Below are 22,544 nucleotides of genomic sequence, written 5' to 3'. Positions count from 1 at the left end.
GCTTCCGCTCCCTGCGCTGTGCCCGGGCCTGTCAGGTCCGCCATGCCTCGATCGGGTTGCCCAGCCAACGGGTGTCGGCGGGGACGGATTCCCCGGCCATCACGAGAGAGGCGGGACCCAGTGTGCTGTGGGCGCCGACCGTACTTCCGGGCAGGACGATTCCGCCCGGTCCCAGGGTGGCGCCCTCACGGAGGACCACAGTATCCGTCCTCAAGATCCGGTCGTGGAAGAGGTGTGTCTGCAACACGCAGCCGCGGTTCACGCTGACCGCATCGCCCAGCACCACCAGGTCCGTCTCCGGCAGCCAGTAGCTCTCGCACCACACGCCCCGGCCGATCCGGGCCCCGAGGCCGCGCAGCCACAGGGTCAGCAGCGGCGTGCCGGGCACCGATCCGGCCAGCCACGGCACGGCCAGTACCTCGACGAAGGTGTCGGCCAGCTCGTTGCGCCACACGAAGCTGCTCCACAGCGGGTGCTCCCCGGCCCGGTGCCGGCCCACCAGCAGCCATTTCGCGGTCACGGAGACCGCGCACGCGGCCAGACCCGCAGTGAGCAGGACCGCTCCGGACAGCAGCGCGCTTCCGCCGCTCCCGAGCCCGCTCGTCGTGCTCAGCGCGCACAGCGCCGCCACGGTCAGGACGGCCAGCGCGGCCGAGCAGAACACCGGGACGAGCCGGCACAGCTCCACCAGGCCGCGCGCCCACAGCAGCCGCGCGGGCGGGTCGTACGTCCGGCTCTGGTCGGCGTCGGCGGCGGACCGCGGCAGCCGGACCGGCGGCAGGCCCAGGTACGAACTGCCCTTCTTGGCCTTCTTCGGAGTCGCCGACAGCACGCCGACCAGCCCGTCGTCCGGTACGGTGCGGCCCGGCGCGGTCATGCCGGAGTTGCCGAGGAACGCCCGGCGGCCGATCTCGGAGTGGCCGATCCGCATCCAGCCGCCGCCCAGCTCGTAGGGCGCGGTCAGGGTGTCGTCGGCGAGGAACGCACCTTCGCCCACGGTGGTGAGGCTGGGCAGCGCGAGCACGGTGGACACCTCCGCACCCCGGCCGATCTTCATGCCGAGCAACCGCAGCCACACCGGGGTGATCAGCCCGGCGTACAGCGGGAAGAGCGTCTCCCGGGACAGGTCCATCAGCTGGGTGACCGTCCAGGCCTGCCAGCCGACCCGGCTGTGCGTCGGATGGGTTCCCGTACGCAGCCCGAGGCTGAGCAGACGTACGCAGACCAGCAGCAGCAGCGCGTACGCGAACCCGAAGGCGAGCGCCCCGGGCACCACGGCGAGCAGGGCGCCCCGCAGGGCCTCGGCGAACCCGGCGTCGGCCGGCACGAACCGGCTCACCACGAGCAGGGCGGGCACGGTGGCGAGCACGGGCAGCGCCGTGAGGCCGAAGCCGGCCGCCCCGTACGCGGCCCGCCACGGGAGCCCGCGCGGCGGACGCTCCTTGGGCCAGTTCCGCTTGGCCTTGCCGAGCTTGACGGCGGGCGCTCCGGCCCAGCGCTGGCCGGTCGGAATCTGCCCGACCACGGCGGAGCCGGGGGCCACCTCGGCCCGCTTGCCGACCCGCGCACCGGGGAACAGCATGCTGCGGGTGCCGACCACCGCGCCCGCACCGACCTTGACCGGGCCGATCTCGAGCCGGTCCCCGTCCAGCCAGTGCCCGCAGAGGTCCACCTCGGACTCCACGGCGCAGCCGCGGCCGAGCTTGAGCATGCCCGTCACCGGAGGCAGGGAATGCAGGTCCACCTCGGGGCCGACCTTGGCACCGAGAGCCCGCGCGTAGCGCTCCAGCCAGGAACCGGTGAGTGACGTCGCGCCGACGTACTCGGCCAGCCGCTCGGCCGTCCACAGCCTCAGGTGCACACTGCCGCCGCGCGGGTGGTGTCCCGCCTTCACCCCGCGCAGCAGCAGGCGCGCGCCGCCGGCCGCGATCGCGAGGCGGCCCGGCGGGCTGAAGAGCAGCGCCGCACCGGCGGCGACGAGCCACCAGGAGGCGGTCGGCGCCCACGGGTAGGCCCCGAACCAGTGCAGCACGTTACCCAGGGCCAGCAGCGCCACCGTCCAGCGCACCCCGACCAGGGTGTACAGCGGGACCAGCAGGAGGCACTGCGCCACCTTGGTCCGCAGCGCAACGGGCGCGACGGTCCGTGCCGTGTCGTCGTCCCGGACGGACTTCTCCAGCCGCCGGACCAGCTTGCGCAGGGTGGGCTGCTGATAGATGTCGAGGACGGCCGCCCTCGGGTAGCGGGTGCGCAGGCGGGTGGTGAGCCGGGCGGCGGCGAGGCTGCTGCCGCCGATCGCGAAGAAGTCGTCGGCGGCGCCGGTGACGGCCACCCCGAGGGTCTCGCTCCACTGCTCGGCGAGCCAGGCCTCGGTGCCGTACAGCTGCTCCGTGGGGCCCTTGGTCTCCAGCTCGGGCAGCGGCCAGGGCAGCGCGTCCCGGTCCACCTTGCCGGAGGTGCGGGTCGGCAGCTCGTCGACCGGCGCGAGCAGCGGCACGAGCGCCGCGGGCAGCTCGGCGCGCAGCCGCTCCACGGCCGCCGTGTGGTCCCAGCCCTCCTGGGCGACCAGGTAGCCGACGAGCAACTCGTTGCCGCTGCGCGCCGTGCGGACGGCCGCGGCCGCGCCGGCGACGCCGGGCAGGGCCTGGAGCGCGGCGTCCACCTCGCCCAGCTCGATCCGGCGGCCGCCGAGCTTGATCTGCTCGTCGCCGCGGCCGAGGAAGACCAGCCCCTCGGGTTCCGCCCGGACGAGGTCGCCGCTGCGATAGGCGCGCTGCCAGGCGAGGGACTCCAGCGGGGCGTACTTCTCGGCGTCCTTGTCCGGATCGAGGTAGCGGGCCAGGCCGACGCCGCCGATGACGAGCTGCCCGCTGCCGCCCATCGGCACCGGCTCGCCGGACTCGTCGACCACGGCCAGTTCCCAGCCGTTCAGCGGGAGGCCGATCCGGATCGGCTCCTCACCGGTCAGGAGCGAGGCGCAGGCGACGACGGTGGCCTCGGTGGGGCCGTACGTGTTCCAGACCTCGCGGCCCTCGGTGACCAGGCGCTGGGTCAGCTCGGGCGGGCAGGCCTCGCCGCCGAAGATCAGCAGCCGGACCTCGTCGAGGGTCTCGGGTTCCCACAGCGCGGCCAGGGTCGGCACCGTGGAGACCACGGTGATCTCCTGTTCCACCAGCCAGGGACCGAGGTCGGCGCCGCTGCGCACCTGGGAGCGGGGGACGGGCACGAGGCAGGCGCCGTAGCGCCAGGCCAGCCACATCTCCTCGCAGGAGGCGTCGAACGCGACGGACAGTCCGGCCATGACCCGGTCGCCGGGCCCGATCGGCTCCTCGGTGAGGAACAGCGCGGCCTCGGCGTCCACGAAGGCGGCGGCGCTGCGGTGGGTGACGGCGACGCCCTTGGGCTTGCCGGTGGAACCGGAGGTGAAGATGATCCACGCGTCGTGCTCCGGGCCGGGCCGCCCGGCAGGCACGGGAGCATCCGCCGGGGCGGTGACGTCGATGCGCTGTCCTGCGCCCAGCACCGCCCGCACGCCGGCCTCGCCGAAGACCAGCTCGGCCCGCTCGTCCGGGTCCTCGGCATCGACGGGCACGTAGGCGGCGCCCGCGGCGAGCACGGCGAGGATGGCCACGTACAGCTCGTTGGTCCCGGACGGCACCCGTACGCCGACCCGGTCACCGCGGCCCACCCCGACGGCCTCGAGGGCGCGCCTTCGGCGTTCGACCTCGCCGGCCAGCGCCCGGTAGGTCAGCCGGGCGGTGCCGTCGTCCAGGGCGAGCTCGTCGGGGCAGGTCCGTACGGAGGCCTCGAGGATGTCGACGAGGGTGCGTGTCGGGGCGGCGGGCCCCGCGGAGAACCGGGCGGACTTGCCGGACTCCTCGTGCGCGTCCTCGGCGTCGAGCAGGGTCATGTCACCGCGCTCAGGTGTGGCTGCCATCGGCCCTCGCGTCTCGGTCCCGGAAAACATCCGGGTCGCCGGCGGAGCCCAGGTTTGCCCGGGTTGTTCCGGTCCAGCACCAAACAACCGGCCAGTCTAGTGCGTCATCAAGAATCTTCCCGCTGAAGCCTTGCGGGTGGCGCAGAACCAACGGTATGAAGCCGGCGCCCGCCACGGATGCGCCGGGTGACCGAGCGGTCACGCCCGGGAGACCACCGGCGGGCAAGCTGACGTCGGGGCGCTGACGGGTCGGGCAGACGGACGACGAACGCAGTGGCCGGGACGCGTCCGAGGACTGCGCCGACGCGGGCAACGACCCCGGGGCGTCGGCGACCTCACCGCGGACACCCCCGGGCAACTCTCCGAGCTGCAGCGGCGCGTGTCCGACGAGGTCGTCCGCCGGCTGGAGGGCGGCCAGGGCGGATGGGGCGGATGAGGCGGACAAGATGGAAAAGGCCGGGCTGACCAGGGAAGACCACCCGCGGAAGGTGATCCGAAAGGTGCCGTGCCGAGGGGCGACGTACCCTCATGACGGAAGGGACCGACACACTCCGCAGACCGCTCGCACCCGCGCTACCTCCCGGTGATGGCCATGGGTCAAACAGCAGTCCCCCGCTCCGGGCCCCGCCCCGCTGCACGTGGGTCCCGCGGAGCGCGGTCCGTTCCGCCCGCGCACGCGCCGGCCCCGTTCGGCCTCCCCGTCCTGCCCACGCGCTTCACGATCCCCTCGGTCCCGCCGACCTTCGTCCGCAGGCCTCGCCTCATGGAGCGGCTGGCCGAAGGTGTTCACCGGCCCCTGGTGCTGGTGAACGGCCCGGCGGGGGCGGGCAAGACCCTGCTGGTCGCCGACTGGCTCGCGCAGGACCCCCTCCCGTGGACCGTCGCCTGGCTGACCGCCGAATCCGACGACGACGCACCGGGCCTGTTCTGGGCCGACGTCCAGCAGGCCCTGCGCCACCACGGGCTGCCGCTGCCCCACGACGTCGGCACCCCGGCCCGCGCCGAGGAGGTCGACCGCTCGCTCCTCGTACGCTTCGCCGCGCATCTGAACGGCCTCACCGACCCGGTGCTCCTCGTACTGGACGAGTTCGACCGGGTGACCTCCCCGGTGATCGCGGACCAGCTCGAGTTCGTCCTCCACCACGCGGGTCCCGCGCTGCGCCTCGTCGTCATCAGCCGTACGGAGCCGCTGCTGCCGCTCCACCGGCACCGCGCCGCCGACGAGATGACCGACGTCCGCGGCGCCGACCTGGCCTTCACCGAGGAGGAGACGGCCGCCCTGCTGGCCCGGCACGGCCTGGAACGCGGCGCGGAGACGGCGCGGCTGCTGACCGGGCGGACGGAGGGCTGGGCGGCCGGGGTGCGGCTGTGCGCCTTGGCGATGCGTCAGGCGGACGACCCCGACCGCTTCCTGAAGGAGTTCGAGGCGGGCCACAGCACGATCGCCGACTTCCTGCTCGGCGAGGTACTGGACATGCAGCCCTTCGAGACCCAGGACCTGCTGCTGCGGACCAGCATCCTGGAGCAGGTCCACCCCGACCTCGCGAACGCGCTGACCGGCCGCGACGACGGCGAGGGGATCCTGGCCTCCCTGGAGCGGTCGAACGCCTTCGTCACGGCGGCCGGTCACGGGTGGTACCGGCACCACCCGCTGTTCGCGGAGATCCTGCGGGTCCACCTGCGGTCCCGGTATCCGGGGCTCGAGCGGCAGCTGCACCGTACGGCGGCCCGGCGGCTCTGCGATGCCGGGCAGCTCCTGAGCGCCCTGCGGCACGCCGCCGCGGCGGAGGACTGGGAGTTCGCCGCCACGCAGTTCGTCAGCCGCCTCGGCATCGGGCGGCTGTTCACCGGGCTCGACGCCGACGGGCTGGGCGAACTCTTCTCCGCGATGGCCCCCGGCACGCCGGGCGCCGCCGCCGAGCTGGTGCGTGCCGCGTGCGCCCTCGCCCGGTACGACGCAACGGGCGGTCTCGCGCACCTGAGCGAAGCCGAGGCGCGACTCGCGGCGGCCTCGGCGGACCCGGCGGAAGCGGCGCAGGCCGCACACCCGGCGGCCCTCTCCGCGATGCACCTGAGCTGCGCGTTCCTGCGCGTGGTGGCGGGCAGGCTGCTCGGCTCCGCCGACATGGCCGAGGCCGCGGCCGCGGCCGCCGAGCGGCCGGCACGCCAGGTGCCCTCCGTCTACCTCGCGCAGCATCCCGAACTGCCCGCCCTGCTGCTGACCGACCTCGGGTCCGCCCGGCTCTCCGCCGGGCATCTCGATGCCGCCGAAGCAGCACTGGCCGCAGCGGTCGAGGCGTCCGCGTCCGACACTCCCGGCACGGCGTTCTCCTGCCACGAGGCACTGGGCGGGCTCGCTCTGATCGACTTCCTGCGCGGGTGGCCCGGAAAGGCCGAAGTCCGGGCCCGCGAGGCGGTCGCAGAGGCGCTGCGGGCCGGGCTGTCGCCCGCCCGCAGCAACGGCATCGCCCATCTGGTGCTGGCCGCCGTCGCCGTCGAGCACGACGACCTCGCGGTCGCGCGGGCCGAGCTGGAGCGGGCGTCCGCGTCCTGCGGCGCGCTCGACGACCCCGTCGTCGCCGCCGGGGCCGCCGTCCTGGGCTCCCGGCTCCTGCCGGCCGCGGGAGACCCGCAGGCATCCCCGCACGCGCTGACCGGAGCCGGAGCCGGAGCCGGAGCCCGCCCGGGGCCGGGCGGGCCCCCGCCATGGGCGCACTTCCACCTGGCGCCGGCGGAGGCCTCCGCGCACCTGGCACGGGGAGCTGCGGAAGCCGCGCGGGAAGCCCTCGAAGGGCTCGGGCAGGCGCCGGACTGCGTCGCGGAACGCGCCGTCGCCGTGGCACGCGCCTGGATCGCGGGCGGTGAGAGCCGGAAAGCGATCGAGGTCCTGGACTCCCTCCCCACCGGGGCCGGCACCGGTCCGGCCATCACCGTACGAGCCCTGTTGGCGCGGGCGGAGGCAGCGGACCGGCTGGGAGACGCGGCGGCGGCCCGGCGCCTGGTCATGCGCGCCCTGGGGCTGGCCCGCCCCGACCATCTGCGCCGCCCGTTCCTGGACGCCGGACCGTGGCTGCGCCGGGCCCTGCACGGCCGGCGGCTTCCCGCCCACGACTGGCTCCCTCCCGAACGCGTCGGGGCCCGGCCCGCGGAACCCGCGGGAACCGCGCAGGCCTTCGTCGTCGAGCCGCTCAGCCCACGCGAACACGAGGTACTGGAGTGTGCGGCGCAGCTGATGTCGACCGAGGAGATCGCCGCCCACCTCTGCCTCTCCGTCAACACGGTCAAGACCCACCTCAAGAGCATCTACCGCAAGCTCTCCGCCAGCCGTCGTGGTGAAGCGGTACGGCGGGCCCGGGAACTCCAGCTGCTCTGAGCCGCCCGACGGTCACCTTCACCGGGTGATGCCCCCACACCTGCTCGCGCACAGCATGGGGGTGACGAGTCCTTGCGGCCGGGAGAAGAGTGCGCTCATGCGATACGAGATCCGCATCGACGGGCAGATGTCGGAGACGCTCGGCGGAGCATTCCCCGAGCTGAAGAGCTTCGTCATCACCGACGAGACCGTCCTGTTCGGGGCGATCACCGACGAGGCCCACCTGTACGGCCTGCTGGCGCGCTTCCAGTCCCTCGGACTGCACGTCGTCGAGCTGCGCAGGCTCCCTGAGTGAGCGGAGTGCGCAGCCCGGTTCGGCGGCACGATGTCAGACGGCGAGCAGCTTCTTCTTGGCCTGCTGGAACTCCTCTTCGCTGATGTCACCGTGGTTCTTCAGCTCCGCGAGCTTGACCAGCTCGTCGGTGCCGGAGGCGGGGCGGGCGGGTGCGCCCTGCGGAGCGGTGGCCGCCACGTCCCGGATGTAGGAGCGCATGGCGTCCTCCTGGGCCTTCTGCTCCTGCGCCGCGCGCGCTCCCATGCCCCGGCCCCGTGCGATGAGGTACACGAAGACTCCGAGGAACGGCAGGACGCAGGCGAAGATCATCCAGCCCGCCTTGCCCCATCCGCTCAGGTCGTCGTCGCGGAAGATGTCGGTGATGACCCGGAAGAGGATCATGAACCACATGATCCACAAGAAGACCCACATGATGGTGAGGAACGTGTTGAGCAGCGGATAGTCGTTCATCGTGGCCTCCGATGGGCTGATCGCCGAGCGCCCGGTGGGCGCCGGATCAGCCGTTGTACTCACAGGCTGCGGCGGTTCCGCCTCCGTCGCACCACCCGGGGCGGGTGAGGGCGGGCGGGGGGCGGGTGCGCGGGTGCCGGGTCATGCGGCCGAACCCACGAGGGCAGGCGCCTCGGCATCCGTCAGGAGCTCCATGAGAGAGGTGCGGGCGCGGGCCACGCGGGAGCGGATCGTGCCGATCGGGCAGCCGAGGGCGGTCGCCGCCTCGGCATAGGGGAGCCCCAGGATCTGGGTGAGGACGAAGACGTCCCGGCGTTCGGCGGGGATCGTTCCCAGGAGCTCGGCGAGGGCGATTCCGTCCTCGAAGCCCGGCAGGCCGCGCGGCTGGGTCTGTTCGGCGGCGGTCTGCCAGTCGTCCCGGTCCGAGATCCTGGGACGGGCCGCCTTGTGGCGGAGGCTGTCGATGACGGTGCGCCGGGCGATGGACAGCAGCCAGGTGCGGGCGGAGGAGCGGCCTTCGAAGCGGTGCAGGCTGCCGAGGGCGCGCAGGAAGGTCTCCTGGGTCAGGTCGTCGGCCGCCTGGGGATCGGCACTGAGGTAGGCCACGTAGCGCCGGACGTCTCGGTGCAGGGCGCGTACGAAGAGGTCCACCGCGTCGGGGTCGCCGTCGCGGGCGGCGAGCGCCAGCAGGGTGGTCGATTCGTCCGGGCCGCCCGTATGGCGTGCGGGTGCCGTCTCGGAGGTGGTCGGGCGGGGATGCAGGGCAGGGGTCATCGCCTGATGTCCTTCTGGGAATCCGGGATCCGGAGCCGCTTCGGCATGGCGAGGCGGACCCGGTGAGCGGTACGGCCTGCCGGACGGCATGGCCGATGACCGAGGCGCACGGCGGCGGTGTGGGTGTGCCGGTGTGCTTCGGTGAGCCGGCTGTCAGATGACAGCGATCCCGTGGGGCGGCCCCCGTGAGGTGATGGCGTGGACGAGGAGGAGCCCGCGCGGGCGGCGGGTCCCGCCGTCCCGGCGGGCGCGCAGGCGCGGCCGGTCAGGCGGCGCGGGGAGGCGGAAGACCGGCCGCAGCGGTACGAGGAGCAGGCCGGCCACGGCGCGCAGGACGCGGAAGGCGCCCCGCTCCCCGTACGCGAGCCAGAGCCCGCAGAGCAGGGCGGCGAGCAGGTGCGCGGCCAGCATGCCGGCCGACGACACGGAGCCCCTCTGTACGGGCATCGGCATCGGCATCGGCATCGCCATGGGCGTGCCGCTGCCGGTCACCATCGGCACGGCGTGGTGGACGTGGCCGGCTGCGCCAGGTGGCGGCCGGCCCGAGGAGGGGCCGGCCGATGCGGCCGGACGGGCTGCCGCCTGGGCCAGCGAGAACCCGGTGTGCAGGACGGCCTGGACGGCGACGGTTGCCGAAGCGACGGCCAGGAGGCCGCGTTCGTGCTCGGCGAGGAACCATGCGAGCGCGCCGGTGGCGACCGACGCCGCCGCCATCACCCACCAGGGCACGGCCGTCCCCGTCATGAGGACGTGGGCGAGGGAGGCGAGCAGCACGCAGGTGGCCGCGAACACCGCAGCCCGTACCGCGCGACAACATCGTCCCTGGTTCATGGCGGGCTCATCGTCGCATCCCTCTGGAGGCGGCCACAGAGGGGCGTCGAGAATTGGCAGCACCGGACAAAACCGCATGTGTCGTACACCACAACAGGTCCTGGGAACCCGGCTGTTCACCGCTGCGACTCCTGCCGTGGACCGAAACGGCATGGACGGGAACGGAGTCGGCAGTGGAGGAGCGGACGACCTCGGCGGAGGCGGCCCCGGCGACGGCGGCCGACCCAGGAGCAGAAGGCCTGTTGACCGCGCTGCTCACCAGTGCCATGGCTTTCTCGATGCTGCAGCTGTTCCTGCTCGGCGCGCTCGGTCCGCGGCTCGTGGGCGAACTGGGTGTCTCGCCCACCGTCCTCGGCCTGACGACGACGATCGGCTTCGGGACGGCGGCCGTTCTGTCGCCGGTCGGCGGGCGCGTGGTGGACCGGACGGGTCCGCGCCGCTCCCTCGTCGCCCTGCTGCTGGTGTCCGCGGCGGCGCTCGCGCTGATCGGCGCCGCGCCCGGGCCGGGGCTCCTCCTCGCCGCGGTCGCGTTGGGCGGACTGCCGCAGGCGCTCGCCAATCCCGCGACGAACAAGGCGATCCTGTCCGCCGTTCCGCCCGCCCGGCGCGGGTCGGTGACCGGGATGAAGCAGTCCGGTGTGCAACTCGGCGCGTTCGCCGCCGGGTTGCCCCTGGCGGCGCTGGCCGGTGGCGTGGGCTGGCGCGGGGCCGTGTGGACGGCCTCCGCCGCGGCGGCGCTGGCCGCGCTCTGGGCACATCGCGCCCTGCCCGCCGATCGGCCGGCGAAGGCGGCGCCGCCGCGCTCGTCGCCGATGCCGCGTGGCGCCATCGCCTGGCTCGCGGTCTTCTCCCTCTTCCTGGGCTGCGGAATCGCCTCGGTCAACACGTACGTGGCACTCTTCGGCGCCCAGAAGCTCGGCATGGGCCCGACGGCGGCCGCAGCCCTGGTGGCGGTGCTCGGTGTCGCGGGCATCGCCGGGCGGGTGGGCTGGTCGAAGGCGGCCCGGCCGGGGCGCGCCGAGTGGCTGCCCGGCCGGCTGGCGGCCGGGGCGGTACTGGCGGCCGGCCTGCTGGCCGCCGCGCTGTACGTGCATCCCCTGGTCTGGGTGGCCGCCGTCGCCGTCGGGGTGTTCGCCGTCTCCGGCAATGCCGTTTCGATGGTGCTGGTCATGCAGCGGGCCGCCCCGGGCCGGGCCGGCCAGGGCTCCGCGCTCGTGGCCGCCGGGTTCTTCGCCGGGTTCGCCGTCGGGCCGCCGCTCTTCGGACCGCTGGCGGAATCGGGCCGGTACGGGCCGGGCTGGCTGCTGGTCGCCGGCGAGTTCGCCGTGGCGGGCGCCGTCGCCACCGCCTGGGCCGTACGCGAACGGCGGCGCCCGCGTACGGAGGTGCCGGCGTGACCCCGATGGACTGGGCCGGGCGGGCACTGGCCGACGTCCTCGAACGGGCTGCCGTCACGCGCGCCGAGACCGGCGACCGGTTCCCGCTGTACGCCGACCCCGACACGGGCCGCTGGACGACCACCGGCCGCGGTACATGGACCGGCGGCTTCTGGGCGGGGCTGCTGTGGCTGCGGGCCCGGCACACCGGGGACGCGGACGACCGGGCGGCCGCTGCCGCGTGCACCGCACGGCTCGCCGACTGGGTGGAGGCCGACACCGCCACGCGCGGGCTGATCCTCTGGTACGGGACGGCGCTCGCCGGCGGTGACACCGGGGCGCGGGAGCTGCGGACCCGGGCGGCCCGGGCCGCTCTGGCCGCGCTGGACACCGAACTCGGGCTGGTGCCCTGGGGGTCGGCCTTCGGCGGCCCCCGGCTGCAGGCCCGGGTGGACGGTGTACCCGGCATGGTGGCGCTGCTCGCCGCCGGGGGCCCGGAGGGCGGGCAGGCCGCCGCGTCCCACCTCCACCGGCACCTCGACCTGTGCCTCGACGGGGGCGGACGCGTCGTACCGGCCTGGGAGTTCGCAGCGGAGACGGGCTGGCAGGCGTGCGGGGAGCCACCGGCCGGCTGGAGCCGGGGCAGCGCGTGGCTGCTGCTGGCAGTGGCCGACGCCCTGCACCGCCCCGAGGTCTCCCGCAGCGCCCCGGACCGGCTGGAAGCCGTGGCGGAGCGGCTCGCCGATGCGTGGACGCGGCCCTGCGCCCCGCTCGTTCCCCCGGCGGACGAAACGCGGCCCGCGGGCCCGCTGGACACCTCCGCCGCCGCCATCGCGGCTGTGGCGCTGCTGAAACTCGCCCGCGTGCCGGGCCGCCGGGCCGCGCAGTACGCGTACCGGGCGGCGGCGGTCCTGGAGCGCCTGGTGGGCGAGCACCTGACCCGGGGCATGCTGCTGGACGGCTGCTACGACGCCGGGAAGGGCATCGCCGTGCGGCACGAACTGGTGTGGGGCGACTTCTTCCTGGCACTCGGGCTGGCCGCGCTGACCGGGCTGGTCGAGATCCGGGACGTCTAGCAGCCCGCGTGCGTCTTGCGCGTCTCGTACCTACGGAGCACCCGGCGGGCCACCGAGGTGATGTGGAGCTCGTCCGGGCCGTCGAGGATGCGGGCCGCACGTCCGGTGCGCAGCAGCGCGGGCAGCGGGGTGTCGGGGCCGAGCCCGGCCGCGCCGTGGACCTGGATGGCCGCGTCCGCGACCTGCTGGAGCATGCGGGCCGCGGCGACCTTGGCCAGCCCCACCTCCACGTGCGCGTCCTCGCCCGCGCTGATCTTCGCCGCGGCCTCGTGGACCAGCGGGCGGGTGGTGCGCAGTGCGAGCAGCGCATCGAAGACGTGCTGCTGCACGAGCTGGTGGCCGGCGAGCGGACCGCGGGATCCGGTGCGGGAGCCGGCGCGCTCGCACATGAGGTCGAAGGCGCGCTGGGCCTGGCCGAGCCAGCGCAGGCAGCGCAGGGTGCGGCCCAGCTGGAGGCGTTCCGCGGCGATGGCCAGGGCCTGCCCGCGCTCGCCGAGGACGTGGTCGGCGGGCACGGCGACCCGGTCGAACTCGATCTCCCACTGGCCGGTGGCCCCGAACACGGGCAGTTCGCGTACGACGCGGAAGCCGGGGGAGCCGGTGGGGACCACCAGGAGGGAGAGGCCTTCGCGGTCGCCGGGCTCCCCGTCGGTGCGTGCGAGGACCGTGACCAGATCGGCGCCGGCCGCCCCCGAGATGAACCACTTGCGGCCGCTGACGCGCCAGCTGCCGTCCGGCTGTTCCTCGGCGCGGGTCGCCGTACCGAACGGGTCGGTTCCCGCAGTGCCCGGTTCGGTCATGGCGTAGCAGGCGCGCAGTTCCCCGGCGGCCAGTCGCCCGGGGTACAGGCCGGCGATCCGGTCGCTGCCGTGCTTGCGCAGCATGGTCGCATCGAGCAGGGATGCGGAGCCGAGAGCCGTCGGTCCGTGGTCGCTGGCCCCTTCGGCCTCGGCGATCCGGGCGTACTGCGCAAGGGGGAGCCCCTGGCCGCCGAGTTCGGCGCCGAGCGGCAGCGCCCACAGGCCCTCGTCCTTCGCCTGGGCCTGCACCTCCCGCAGGACCGCGGCAGCCTGCAGGCCACCCGCGTCGAGTACGGGCTCGCAGGGCATGACCCTGCTCCGGACGAACTCCGCCACCCGGTCCCGCAACTCGGCATCCCCGGTATGCGGTTCGGGACGGGTGCGACCCGTGTCTCCTTGGCTCTGCACCACTTTCCTCCAGTCTGCCGGGAACCCGTGGGAACGACAGTCCGACTGTCTCCCCGAGGAACTGGTCGGGTGCGCACCCACCCTGGTTCCCGCGTTGCGCACATCCGGGGCGCCGGTCACCGCCGCGCGCCAGGAGAAGAGGAGAGGCATGGCGTCACCAGCCGTCACTCGAACGGTCCGGCCACTGGAAGGACTGCACCTCGCCGCCTCGGGACCGCCCGGGCTGACCGGCCTGGTCGTGGAGCACCTGGGGCTCCTCGGCGCGGGCACGAGAGTCCACGGGGGAGTGGGTGCGAGAGCGGAGCTGCCCGGGCCGAGTGACGGCCGTACGGCGCACATCGCCCTGTCCGGAAGGGGGTTCGGCCGGCAGGACGCGTCCGTGGGCTGGGCAGCGGATCCGGCGAGCGGCATGAGGGACGAGGCCACCGTTCAGGCGGCCACCGGCATCATGGCCGTGCACGGGCGACGCGACGGCGCGCCGCGCGGCCTTGCCGTCGACTACGCCGCCACCGCCATGGGCGTACTCGCCGTGCAGGGTCTGCTCGCCGGTCTGCTGGCCCAGGCCAGGGGCGGCCCGGCAGGCAGGGTGGACACGAGCGCCGACCGGGCCGGGCTGCTGGCGGTCTCCCAGTACCTCGCCGCGGCCGGGGCCGATGAGGGCGAGGCCGCCGAACTCGCCCCGGGCGGGCCGCCGTTCACATCCGCCGACGGCTGCCCCTTCGAGCTGGAGACACTGGACCCGGGTGCCTGGGCCGCGTTCTGGCGGGCCCTGGACGCCCCCGCCGACGCCATCCGGGCGGGATGGCGGCCGTTCCAGTTCCGGTACGCCACGGCGTGCGCCCCCTTCCCGCCGGCCCTGCACACCACGACGCGCTCGCACCCCTGGCAGCGGATCGAGGCGGCGGCCGCGACCTCGGGCGCCGAAGTCTGCCGACTGCGGACGCTCGCCGAGCGTGCCGCCGAGCACGACGGCGCCGCGCCCTGGTCCTTCGCCCCGTACGGATCCGGCCACCGCCCCCTGGCCGCACCCCCCGCCGCCCGGCCACTGGCCGGGCTGACCGTGCTCGAAGCGGGCCGCCGGATCCAGGCCCCTCTCGCCGCCCACCTGCTGGGCCGGCTCGGCGCCGATGTCGTCCGGATCGAGCCGCCGGGCGGCGACCCGCTTCGCGGCATGCCGCCCGCGTGCTCCGGGATCTCCGCCCGCTGGCTCGCCCTGAACCGGGGCAAGCAGGCCGTGGAGGTGGACATCAAGTCCGCGGCCGGCCGGCGCCGGCTGCGCGAAATGACCGCCGAGGCCGACGTGTTCCTGCACAACTGGGCCCCCGGCAAGGCGGCCGGACTGGGACTCGACTCGGGCGATCTGGCCGCCGTGAACCCCGCCCTCGTCTACGCGTACACGGGCGGCTGGGCGGACCGGATACCGGATCCCCCGATGGGTACGGACTTCATGGTCCAGGCCCGTACCGGCGTCGGCGAAGCCGTACGTCCGCAGGACGAGGCACCCGCGCCGTCCCTGATGACCCTGCTCGACGTACTGGGCGGGCTCATGGGCGCCGAGGCCGTGCTGGCCGGACTGCTCCTGCGCGAGCGCACCGGAGCGGGCGTCCGCGTCGACTCCTCGCTGCTCGGCGCCGCCGACGCACTCACCGCCCCCGCCCTGCGCCGCGCGCACCGCGGGGGAGCCCCCCGCCGGCCCGCCGGATTCCGCCGCCCGCTGCGCACCGCCGACGGCTGGATCGCCCCCACCGACACCTGTGCGGCCGCGGCCGCCGCGTACGACCTGCGCGCACTGCCCACCGGCGAGGCCTTGGCACAGCTGCGCGACCACGGCCTGCCCGCGACCGCGGTCACCACCGATCCGGCCGACCTGCACCACGACCCGCGCTTCACCGGCTCGATCAGCCGCGACGCGCACGGTGCCCCTGCCGTTCCCGACCCCTGGAGCTTCGCATGACCGTCGCACTGCACGACCTGCTGCCCGCCGGCCTCCGCCGCACCTGGGCGGTCGACGGGGCCTGCCCCGACCTCGACCTCTACAGCCTGTTCCGGGCGAGGCAGATCGCCGACCTGCACGCCACGGCCGTCATCGACGCCAAGGGCACGCTCTGCTACACCGCCCTGGACCGCAAGGTGCGGTGTCTGGCCACCGGGCTCGGGGACCTCGGCGTACGGCCCGGCGACGTGGTCGGCGTCCAGCTCCCCAACGGCCGGGGCTCGGTCATCGCCGAACTGGCCCTCGCCGCCCTCGGTGCGGTGGCGCTGCCCTTCCCGGTCGGCCGGAGCATCCGGGAGGCCGCGTCCCTGCTGCACAAGGCGGAGGCCGTCGCGGTCATCGCGGCCACCGAGCACCGCGGAAGCCACCATGCCGCCGGCCTCCGGGCCCTGGTCCCGGCCCTGCCGGCCCTGCGCCACGTCATCGCCGCAGGGCGGGTCGGCACCACACCTGAAGGAACGATTCCGCTGTCCGCGCTGCTGCGCTCCGACCCGGCCGCGTTCGTTCCCGCCCGGCCCGACCCGGACAGCGCCGCCCGCATCCTGGTGTCCTCCGGCTCGGAGGCGGAGCCGAAGATGGTGGCGTACTCCCACAACGCGCTCGCCGGAGGCCGAGGCAACGTCCTCGCCTCGCTCATGCCCGACGGAATCCCGCCGCGCTGCCTGTTCCTCGTACCGCTCGGGTCCGCGTTCGGGTCCAGCGGCACCGCCGTCACGCTCGCCCGGCACGGCGGAACGCTGATCCTGCTCGACCACTTCACGCCCGAGGCCGCCCTCGCCGCCGTGCGCGAGCACCGGCCCACACACATCCTGGGCGTCCCCACGATGGTCCGCATGATGCTGGACCGGCTGGATCACACCGAAGCCGAGGGGGGTGAACTTCCCCCGCCCACCGCCCTGGTCCTCGGCGGCTCCGCCCTGGACGAGACCACGGCCGAGAACGCCGCCCGGGCCTTCGGCTGCCCGGTCGTCAACCTCTACGGCTCGGCCGACGGCGTCAACTGCCACACCGGACTCCGCGCCGGGGTCCCGGAGGCCGATGGTACGGGGATCGTGGCCGGCCGCCCCGACCCCCGCGTCGCGGACATCCACATCACCGACCCGGACACGCACGAACGGCTCCCCGACGGCGAGATCGGCGAGATCATCGCCCGCGGTCCCATGACCCCCATGTGCTACGTCGCCTCCCCGGACCTGGACGTCCGCTACCGCACGCCCGAGGGCTGGGTCCGTACCGGAGACCTCGGCCTGATCGACGAGGACGGCGTCCTGCACATCGTCGGCCGCCTCAAGGACATCGTCATCCGCGGCGGGGCCAACATCAGCCCCGCGGAGGTCGAGCGGGAGCTCGCATCGCATCCCCGGGTACGGGACGTGGTGTGCTTCGGCATCCCGGACGAGCTGATGGGCGAACGCCTCGCGGCCTGCGTCGTGCCGCGCGACGCGGCGGAGGCTCCCACGCTCGACTCGCTGGCTCGGCACCTCACCCGCCGGGGGCTCGAACAGCGCAAGCACCCCGAGCGACTGCTGGTGCTGGCAGAGCTTCCGCTGACGCCGGCGGGCAAGCCCGACCGTACGGCCCTGCGCGCGCGGCTGGCCGGGGCCACGCCCTCCGGCCCCACGGCGGCCATGGCATCTCCGCTCGCCCACGCGGGCTGACCGGACCGACCGGGGCGGGCCATCGGATGAACCGCTGGGACCTGCTCCGAGCCCCGACCGCGCTCGGCACCGAGGCCACGGCGGCGGGCGCCGCCACGGCGCCGGCCGCCGCCGAGGCGGCGACGAGCGTGGAGGCCATGCCTGGACACGAGGCGCGCGGCACCGTGCGGACTCCGCCGGCAGCCCAGCGCCGGCAGCCCAGCGCCGGCAGCCCAGCGCCGGCAGCCCAGCGCCGGCAGGCGCACGAAGGCGGGGGAGCACACTCGGTGCCCCCCCGCCCTTCGTGCGTCAGGAACCGCCCATGGCCTTCTTCAGCTCGGCCGCCGCGTTGCGGTAGACCGGCAGCAGATCGAGGTCCGCGCCCGGGTAGTTGACGATCTCGACCTGCTTGGCGCCCGCGTCGGGCAGGACGGTCCCGGTCGACATGTGGGCGTTGTCCAGGACCAGGGCCGGCTTCTTCCCCGAGAGCTCGGCGAGCTGCGCGGGAGTGACCGCCTCGGGACCGTACGTGCCGACCGCGGTGGCGCCGGCCAGCTTCACGGACCAGGTGGTGAACACCTGGCTGACGACAGCCGGGCTCTTCCCGCCCGGCCAGGAACCCTGGACGTCCTTCGACAGCTTCGCGTACTCGGTGTCGAACGACGCCGTCCACTGCGCGGCGGCTGCCTCGGTCCCGAACAGCTTGCCCAGACGGGCCACTTCGCCCTTGACCTTGTCGGAGTCGTTGTCGAGGTTCACCTCGACCAGCTCGGCCTTCGAGCCGGCGGCGTCCTTGATCTTCGCCGCGTACGGCTCGAAGGGCGCGTAGAGCACGAAGTCGGCCTTGCCGACGGCGGCGAGGTCGGAGGGCTTGGGGTCGTAGTCCGGGGCATGGTGCACCGATTGGGGCACGATCACCTTGACGTCCTCGGCCCCGGCGGCCTTGGCGAAGGCGCCCTCCCAGGTGGTGGTGACCACGACGACCGGCTTTCCGCCGTGGTGGCCGGGCTTGCCGTCCTTCGACGCGGTGTCGTTGCCGGATCCGTTGCCGGTGTCGTTGCCGCAGCCGGTGACCAGGGCCAGGGCCGCGCTCAGTGCGAGGAGGGAAGCGAATCGGACGCGGGTGCGCGCCATGTGTCGATGCTCCGTTCGGGGACGAGATGGACCGCGAGGACGAGCGTCCCCGCGGTGAGGACGAGGACCGGCCCGGGCGGCCAGTCGAGCCGGAGGGCGATGAGGAACCCGGTCAGGTTCACGGCCACCCCGATGCCGACCGCCCACAAGGTGATGGACCGCAGCGAGGTGCCCAGGCGGCGCGCGGCGAGGGCCGGAAGCAGAGTGAGGGCGTCGACCAGCAGCGCGCCGGTGAGCTTGATCGCCCCGGCGACCGCCACCGCGACCAGGACCAGCAGCACCGCGGTCAGCGCCTGGACCGGGACGCCGGAACACTGGGCGAGCTCACGGTCGTACAGCAGCAGGGCCACATCCCGGCGCCGCCACCAGAACAGGCCCGGTACGAGGGCCGCCAGCACCCCGAGCACCACGAGATCGGCGGTGTCCACGGACAGGATCGAGCCCCACAGCAGCGCGAACGCACCGGACGCGTTGACCCCCGACACGGCCAGGACGAGCAGCGCGGCGGCGATGGCCAGGCTCATCAGCAGGCCCATGGCACCGGACAGCCCGTCCGGGGTACGGGCCAGCGGAGCCACCCCCGCACCGGCCAGGGCGCAGGCCACCAGCGCGCACAGCATCGGGTCCAGCCCGCTCAGCAGCCCGACCGCGATGCCCAGCAGGGCGACGTGCATCATCGCGAAGCGCACCGGCATGATGTCGAGGCCGACGATGACCACCCCGATCACCGGCAGGCCGACCGCCGCCAGCAGCAGGGCGGCTCCCGCCCGCTGCACCGGTACCAACTGCATCAGCTCGCCGAGACCGGCGCTCGCGAGGATCACGCGATCTCCCGCAGCCGGCCCGCGGCCATCTCCAGTACGCGGTCACAGCGCTCCGCGAGCGCCCGGTCGTGCGTCACCACGACGAGCGTCACCGGCAGCGCGGCCAGCACGTCGGCCGCCTCCTCCTGGCCGCCGAAATCCAGTGCGGCGGTCGGCTCGTCGGCCAGCAGCACCTCGGCCCCCGCAGCCACCGAGCCGATCGCCCGGGCCAGGTACATCCGCTGGAGCTGGCCGCCGGACAGGGTGTGCAGCGGCCGTCCGAGCAGCGCGCCGACACCCAGTTTCCGTGCCGCCTCGGCCGCCTCGGCCGGTGCGCCGCCGCTGGCCAGCAGCTCGTCCCCGAGGAGCGGGAACCGGCCGGCCGCCGGCTTCTGCGGGATCCAGGCGCAGGACCGCCGCCGCCAGGCCCACTCGGCGGCCGAACCGGTACCGCGGCCGCCGACCAGGATGCTCCCGGACACCTGGCGGTGCAGCCCGAGGACCGCACGCAGCAGCGTGGTCTTGCCCGAACCGTTGGTCCCGGTCAGCGCGACGCGCTCGCCCGCCGCGATCTCCAGATCCACTTCGGCGACCGCCTCCACCCGGCCGTGGCGGCAGGCGACCCCCCGCATGCGTACGTCCAGCCCGCCCATCCGTAGCCCTCCCGTATTCCGTTGCCGGATGCCACGTACGGGGAGCGGGTGGCCCGCTCCCTGCACGCGGAGTTGGTCGGACGGAGGGTCCTTCCGGTTCCGGCGGGCGGCGGATCCGGTTCAGGGCGATGCGGCCGGGGCCGGGGCCGGGTCGTCGCCGCCCAGGTCGAGACGGAACGGCGGGTACTCGTCCGTCATGAGCGTGGCGTACGCGGCGACGCGCAGCACCCACCGGTTCAGCCCCACGACCAGGTCGAACAGGTCACGCGGGTACTTCTCGGTGAAGGCCAGCGTCACCGCCGCGATGACGGCCAGCAGAGTGATCAGACCGATACCTCCGAAGCACGAGCCGCGGCCGCCGCCGCCGGTGAAGAGGCTGATGACCAGGTAGTGCGGGATCGCCAGCAGCCACCACTTCACCAGGACCAGAGGTCGCGACAGGCGTTGCGGGTAGGCGATCTCGAGGCGTGCCGGGTATCCGGGCTCCGGGCCGAGGCTGAACGGCGGGTACCGGTCGGTGCCAAGGGCGCCGTACGCGTAGTACGAGACCCGCCACGACCAGCGGAGCACGCCGACGTTGAAGTCGAACAGGCCGCGCGGGTAGCGCTCGGTGAACAGGATCGCGAAGAAGGCGATCACGCTGACCGCGACGAAGGCGATCCACAGGAAGAGCAGCACGATGTAGTGCGGGATCGCCAGGATCCACTTGACCAGCCACAGCCAGCGCGACAGCGGGCTGTCCAGATCGGCGTTCACCCTGACCGGGCGGTACGAAGAAGCGTTCGCGGACATGATTCCGTCACCGTCCTGTGTCCGGCTTCGTGAGCCCCCCCGGACGTCGTGCTCCTCCATCATCCGCGCCGCGCGGACCATGCTCCAGTCGGGAATCCGTCCGTACCGCCCTGCCGCCCTGCCGCCGCTGTTCCGGAAACGGGTGTCCGGATGTGACAGACAACCGTCATTGCGGACATGTGGCCGCCCGGCCAGGATGGACGCATGCCCACGCCCCACCGCGTCGTGATCGCGGTCTCTCCCGATGTCGACCTGCTCTGCGTCACCGGCCCCGCCGAGGTGTTCGCCCTCGCGAGCCGGGAGGCCGGGCGCCGGCTGTACGGCGTACGCCTGGCGGGGCCGGACGGCGGCCACGTCACGGTGGCGCCCACGGTCGAAGCCCTCAGGGTGTGACGGTCGTTCGCGCGGGTGGCCGCCGACGTCCCGCCACGGGCAGGCGCTCGTGGCGGGACGTCGGCGCAAGCGCGGCCGGGCGGATCAGTGGACGACGCTGAAGCTGCGCCACGGCAGGCTGACCGGGGCCGTCACGTTCGAGAGCGTGGTGCCGACGTAGATGCCGTCCTTCCCGTCGGCCTTCTGGCAGTTCTCCGTCCGGTACAGGATCACGTCGATGAGGGTGTTGTTGTAGACGTGGGTGGCGCCCTTCGGGAGGACGATCTTGTGGCATCCCGTCACCGGGCTGTTGGAGTAGTTCAACACGGCCGCCGAGTCTTCGCTGCGGAAGCTGAGCACGCCGACGGTGCTCCGGCCCATGGCCGAGCAGGCGGTGGCGGTCAGCAGCAGTGCTGCGGCCGCGGTGATGACGCCGATACGCCGGCTGTGGGACATGGCGCGGTCCTCGTCTGTGCGGTGGTGGCTGGCCTTGCCCACAGCCTGCCCCGGCGGGACACAGGCGGCATCCGGTGCTCGGCCGGGCGGATGAACGCGGCGGCGACGGGAAGGGAGTCGACCATGACTGACCTTCGCATCGGCGTCCTCGGATTCGGGCTGCGCGGCAGCATCGCGCGGACGGCGCACCGGCCCGGCCGCGGTTCAGCGGTCACCGCGGTCGCGGACCCCGATCCGCGGGCCCGGGCGGATGCCGCCGCGGCCTTCCCGGGCGCGTCCGTCACCGCCGACCACCGGGCGGTGATCGAGAACCCCGAGGTCGACGCCGTCCTCGTGCTGACCCCCGACCACACCCACGCCGACCTGGCCTGCCACACGCTCGTCGCCCGCAAGCCCGTCTTCGTCGAGAAGCCGCTCGACATCCGCCTCGAACGCTGCGACGACATCCTGCGCACCGCCCGCGAAACGGGTACCCGGCTCTACGTCGGGCACAACATGCGGCACATGCCCGTGGTGCGGATGATGCGCGAGCTGATCGCGGCCGGCGAGATCGGCCGGGTCAGGACGGTCTGGGTCCGGCACTTCGTGGGCTACGGCGGCGACTGGTACTTCAAGGACTGGCACGCCGAGCGCCGGTACACCACGGGCCTGCTGCTCCAGAAGGCCGCGCACGACATCGACGTCCTGCACTGGCTGGCCGGCGCCTACACCGAGGACGTCCAGGCGATGGGCGACCTGATGGTCTACGGAGCCAACCCGCACCGCCGCGCCCACGGCGAACCCAAGAGCGACGACTGGTACACCGCCGACGGCCATTGGCCCCCGCACACCCAGCGCGGCCTCAACCCGGTCATCGACGTCGAGGACGTCTCGCTGCTCAACCTCCGCCTCGCGGGCGGCGTGCTCGCCGCCTACCAGCAGTGCCATTTCACCCCCGACTACTGGCGCAACTACACCGTCATCGGGGACGCCGGCCGCCTGGAGAACTTCGGTGACGGCCCCGGCGCCGAGATCAGGGTCTGGAACGCCCGGCGCTCCGGATACCGCTCCGTCCCGGACGCGGCCCACACCGTCCCGGACGCGGCGACCGAGGGCGGGCACGGCGGCGCCGACCCGCTCCTGATCGACGAGTTCCTGCGCTTCGTACGCCACGGGGGAGCGACGGACACCTCCCCGGTCGCCGCCCGCATGGCGGTCGCGGTGGGCTGCCTGGCGACGGAATCCCTGCGCGACGGGGGCACGCCCCGACGGGTGCCGCCGCTCGATCCGGACCTGGTGGCCTACTTCGACCGGGGCCAGACGCCCGCCGAGCGCCGGTGAACGGCCCCGGCGGCCGGCCCGTGGCTGCAGAATCCGCCCCAGGCCGCGGACGTGGCGTACCCCG

Annotated in this window: 17 protein-coding genes and 1 pseudogene; 8 read left to right on the top strand and 10 right to left on the bottom strand. The window is 74.2% G+C overall.

Annotation, left to right across the window (positions count from 1 at the left end; genetic code table 11):
• Window positions 1–31 precede the first annotated feature (31 nt).
• A complete protein-coding gene (locus AB0I68_RS12725; RefSeq protein WP_363177251.1) occupies window positions 32–3,937 on the bottom strand; it encodes a Pls/PosA family non-ribosomal peptide synthetase in 3,906 nt (1,301 codons plus the stop codon).
• Between the two features lie 763 nt (window positions 3,938–4,700).
• Here AB0I68_RS12725 and AB0I68_RS12720 point away from each other — a divergent pair.
• Both AB0I68_RS12720 and AB0I68_RS12715 read left to right on the top strand, forming a co-directional pair.
• Window positions 4,701–7,310 (top strand): LuxR C-terminal-related transcriptional regulator, encoded by a 2,610-nt coding sequence (locus AB0I68_RS12720; protein WP_363177250.1) that lies wholly within the window; start codon window positions 4,701–4,703, stop codon window positions 7,308–7,310.
• Between the two features lie 97 nt (window positions 7,311–7,407).
• Window positions 7,408–7,605, top strand: a complete 198-nt coding sequence (locus AB0I68_RS12715; RefSeq protein ID WP_363177249.1) for a hypothetical protein — start codon at window positions 7,408–7,410, stop codon at window positions 7,603–7,605.
• 33 nt (window positions 7,606–7,638) lie between these two features.
• Here the strand turns inward: AB0I68_RS12715 and AB0I68_RS12710 are convergent, their stop codons facing one another.
• From AB0I68_RS12710 to AB0I68_RS12700, 3 genes are all read right to left on the bottom strand, one after another.
• Window positions 7,639–8,055: an SHOCT domain-containing protein gene (locus tag AB0I68_RS12710; RefSeq protein ID WP_363177248.1), complete on the bottom strand. Its 417-nt coding sequence runs from the start codon at window positions 8,053–8,055 to the stop codon at window positions 7,639–7,641.
• Window positions 8,056–8,196: 141 nt separating this feature from the next.
• Complete coding sequence (locus AB0I68_RS12705; RefSeq protein WP_363177247.1) at window positions 8,197–8,829, bottom strand: sigma-70 family RNA polymerase sigma factor; 633 nt, start codon at window positions 8,827–8,829, stop codon at window positions 8,197–8,199.
• Window positions 8,830–8,982: 153 nt separating this feature from the next.
• Complete coding sequence (locus tag AB0I68_RS12700) at window positions 8,983–9,660, bottom strand: hypothetical protein (protein WP_363177246.1); 678 nt, start codon at window positions 9,658–9,660, stop codon at window positions 8,983–8,985.
• Between the two features lie 266 nt (window positions 9,661–9,926).
• On the opposite strand from AB0I68_RS12700, the gene AB0I68_RS12695 reads away from it, so the two are divergent.
• Together AB0I68_RS12695 and AB0I68_RS12690 are read left to right on the top strand one after the other, a co-directional pair.
• Window positions 9,927–11,057 carry an MFS transporter gene (locus tag AB0I68_RS12695; RefSeq protein ID WP_363177403.1) on the top strand — a complete coding sequence of 377 codons (1,131 nt, stop codon included), beginning with the start codon at window positions 9,927–9,929 and terminating at the stop codon, window positions 11,055–11,057.
• Between the two features lie 5 nt (window positions 11,058–11,062).
• Window positions 11,063–12,112 (top strand): sugar ABC transporter permease, encoded by a 1,050-nt coding sequence (locus AB0I68_RS12690; RefSeq protein WP_363177402.1) that lies wholly within the window; start codon window positions 11,063–11,065, stop codon window positions 12,110–12,112.
• Here the strand turns inward: AB0I68_RS12690 and AB0I68_RS12685 are convergent.
• On the bottom strand, window positions 12,109–13,260 hold the full coding sequence (locus AB0I68_RS12685) for an acyl-CoA dehydrogenase family protein (protein WP_363177401.1): 1,152 nt from the start codon (window positions 13,258–13,260) through the stop codon (window positions 12,109–12,111). The genes AB0I68_RS12690 and AB0I68_RS12685 overlap by 4 nt on opposite strands.
• 208 nt (window positions 13,261–13,468) lie before the next feature.
• On the opposite strand from AB0I68_RS12685, the gene AB0I68_RS12680 reads away from it, so the two are divergent.
• Together AB0I68_RS12680 and AB0I68_RS12675 are read left to right on the top strand one after the other, a co-directional pair.
• The gene (locus AB0I68_RS12680; RefSeq protein ID WP_363177245.1) at window positions 13,469–15,274 is read left to right on the top strand and encodes a CoA transferase; all 1,806 of its coding nucleotides are present in this window, start codon (window positions 13,469–13,471) and stop codon (window positions 15,272–15,274) included.
• The gene (locus tag AB0I68_RS12675; RefSeq protein WP_363177244.1) at window positions 15,271–16,971 is read left to right on the top strand and encodes a class I adenylate-forming enzyme family protein; all 1,701 of its coding nucleotides are present in this window, start codon (window positions 15,271–15,273) and stop codon (window positions 16,969–16,971) included. The genes AB0I68_RS12680 and AB0I68_RS12675 overlap by 4 nt, the downstream gene beginning before the upstream one ends.
• Window positions 16,972–17,259: 288 nt before the next feature.
• Here the strand turns inward: AB0I68_RS12675 and AB0I68_RS12670 are convergent, their stop codons facing one another.
• The 4 genes from AB0I68_RS12670 to AB0I68_RS12655 form a co-directional block, all read right to left on the bottom strand.
• Window positions 17,260–18,084 carry a zinc ABC transporter substrate-binding protein gene (locus AB0I68_RS12670; protein WP_363177243.1) on the bottom strand — a complete coding sequence of 275 codons (825 nt, stop codon included), beginning with the start codon at window positions 18,082–18,084 and terminating at the stop codon, window positions 17,260–17,262.
• A complete protein-coding gene (locus AB0I68_RS12665; protein ID WP_363177400.1) occupies window positions 18,042–18,875 on the bottom strand; it encodes a metal ABC transporter permease in 834 nt (277 codons plus the stop codon). Before AB0I68_RS12665 ends, AB0I68_RS12670 begins: the two co-directional genes overlap by 43 nt.
• Window positions 18,876–18,904: 29 nt before the next feature.
• Complete coding sequence (locus tag AB0I68_RS12660) at window positions 18,905–19,540, bottom strand: ATP-binding cassette domain-containing protein (RefSeq protein ID WP_363177241.1); 636 nt, start codon at window positions 19,538–19,540, stop codon at window positions 18,905–18,907.
• A 120-nt stretch (window positions 19,541–19,660) separates the two neighbouring features.
• Window positions 19,661–20,332, bottom strand: coding sequence for a DUF4389 domain-containing protein (locus tag AB0I68_RS12655; RefSeq protein ID WP_363177240.1), 672 nt, complete (start codon window positions 20,330–20,332; stop codon window positions 19,661–19,663).
• Between the two features lie 204 nt (window positions 20,333–20,536).
• Between AB0I68_RS12655 and AB0I68_RS12650 the strand changes: the two are divergent.
• A pseudogene (locus AB0I68_RS12650) lies at window positions 20,537–20,677 on the top strand (AraC family transcriptional regulator); the annotation flags it as partial.
• A gap of 132 nt (window positions 20,678–20,809) precedes the next feature.
• Here the strand turns inward: AB0I68_RS12650 and AB0I68_RS12645 are convergent.
• Window positions 20,810–21,160: a hypothetical protein gene (locus tag AB0I68_RS12645; RefSeq protein ID WP_363177238.1), complete on the bottom strand. Its 351-nt coding sequence runs from the start codon at window positions 21,158–21,160 to the stop codon at window positions 20,810–20,812.
• Between the two features lie 123 nt (window positions 21,161–21,283).
• On the opposite strand from AB0I68_RS12645, the gene AB0I68_RS12640 reads away from it, so the two are divergent.
• Window positions 21,284–22,480 carry a Gfo/Idh/MocA family oxidoreductase gene (locus AB0I68_RS12640; protein ID WP_363177237.1) on the top strand — a complete coding sequence of 399 codons (1,197 nt, stop codon included), beginning with the start codon at window positions 21,284–21,286 and terminating at the stop codon, window positions 22,478–22,480.
• Window positions 22,481–22,544: the final 64 nt, after the last annotated feature.

It is taken from the genome of Streptomyces sp. NPDC050448 (assembly GCF_040655295.1).
Classification (GTDB): Bacteria; Actinomycetota; Actinomycetes; order Streptomycetales; family Streptomycetaceae; genus Streptomyces.
The sequence above is the reverse complement of the archived record's forward strand: the minus strand, read 5'-3'. Positions and strand labels throughout refer to the sequence as shown.

Bases quoted from the DNA above. Each gene is read 5' to 3' on its own strand.
- AB0I68_RS12725 (WP_363177251.1), bottom strand. From the start codon at position 3,937: ATGGCAGCCACACCTGAGCGCGGTGACATGACCCTGCTCGACGCCGAG.
- AB0I68_RS12720 (WP_363177250.1), top strand. From the start codon at position 4,701: ATGGAGCGGCTGGCCGAAGGTGTTCACCGGCCCCTGGTGCTGGTGAAC.
- AB0I68_RS12715 (WP_363177249.1), top strand. From the start codon at position 7,408: ATGCGATACGAGATCCGCATCGACGGGCAGATGTCGGAGACGCTCGGC.
- AB0I68_RS12710 (WP_363177248.1), bottom strand. From the start codon at position 8,055: ATGAACGACTATCCGCTGCTCAACACGTTCCTCACCATCATGTGGGTC.
- AB0I68_RS12705 (WP_363177247.1), bottom strand. From the start codon at position 8,829: ATGACCCCTGCCCTGCATCCCCGCCCGACCACCTCCGAGACGGCACCC.
- AB0I68_RS12700 (WP_363177246.1), bottom strand. From the start codon at position 9,660: ATGAACCAGGGACGATGTTGTCGCGCGGTACGGGCTGCGGTGTTCGCG.
- AB0I68_RS12695 (WP_363177403.1), top strand. From the start codon at position 9,927: ATGGCTTTCTCGATGCTGCAGCTGTTCCTGCTCGGCGCGCTCGGTCCG.
- AB0I68_RS12690 (WP_363177402.1), top strand. From the start codon at position 11,063: ATGGACTGGGCCGGGCGGGCACTGGCCGACGTCCTCGAACGGGCTGCC.
- AB0I68_RS12680 (WP_363177245.1), top strand. From the start codon at position 13,469: ATGGCGTCACCAGCCGTCACTCGAACGGTCCGGCCACTGGAAGGACTG.
- AB0I68_RS12675 (WP_363177244.1), top strand. From the start codon at position 15,271: ATGACCGTCGCACTGCACGACCTGCTGCCCGCCGGCCTCCGCCGCACC.
- AB0I68_RS12670 (WP_363177243.1), bottom strand. From the start codon at position 18,084: ATGGCGCGCACCCGCGTCCGATTCGCTTCCCTCCTCGCACTGAGCGCG.
- AB0I68_RS12665 (WP_363177400.1), bottom strand. From the start codon at position 18,875: ATGCAGTTGGTACCGGTGCAGCGGGCGGGAGCCGCCCTGCTGCTGGCG.
- AB0I68_RS12660 (WP_363177241.1), bottom strand. From the start codon at position 19,540: ATGGGCGGGCTGGACGTACGCATGCGGGGGGTCGCCTGCCGCCACGGC.
- AB0I68_RS12655 (WP_363177240.1), bottom strand. From the start codon at position 20,332: ATGTCCGCGAACGCTTCTTCGTACCGCCCGGTCAGGGTGAACGCCGAT.
- AB0I68_RS12645 (WP_363177238.1), bottom strand. From the start codon at position 21,160: ATGTCCCACAGCCGGCGTATCGGCGTCATCACCGCGGCCGCAGCACTG.
- AB0I68_RS12640 (WP_363177237.1), top strand. From the start codon at position 21,284: ATGACTGACCTTCGCATCGGCGTCCTCGGATTCGGGCTGCGCGGCAGC.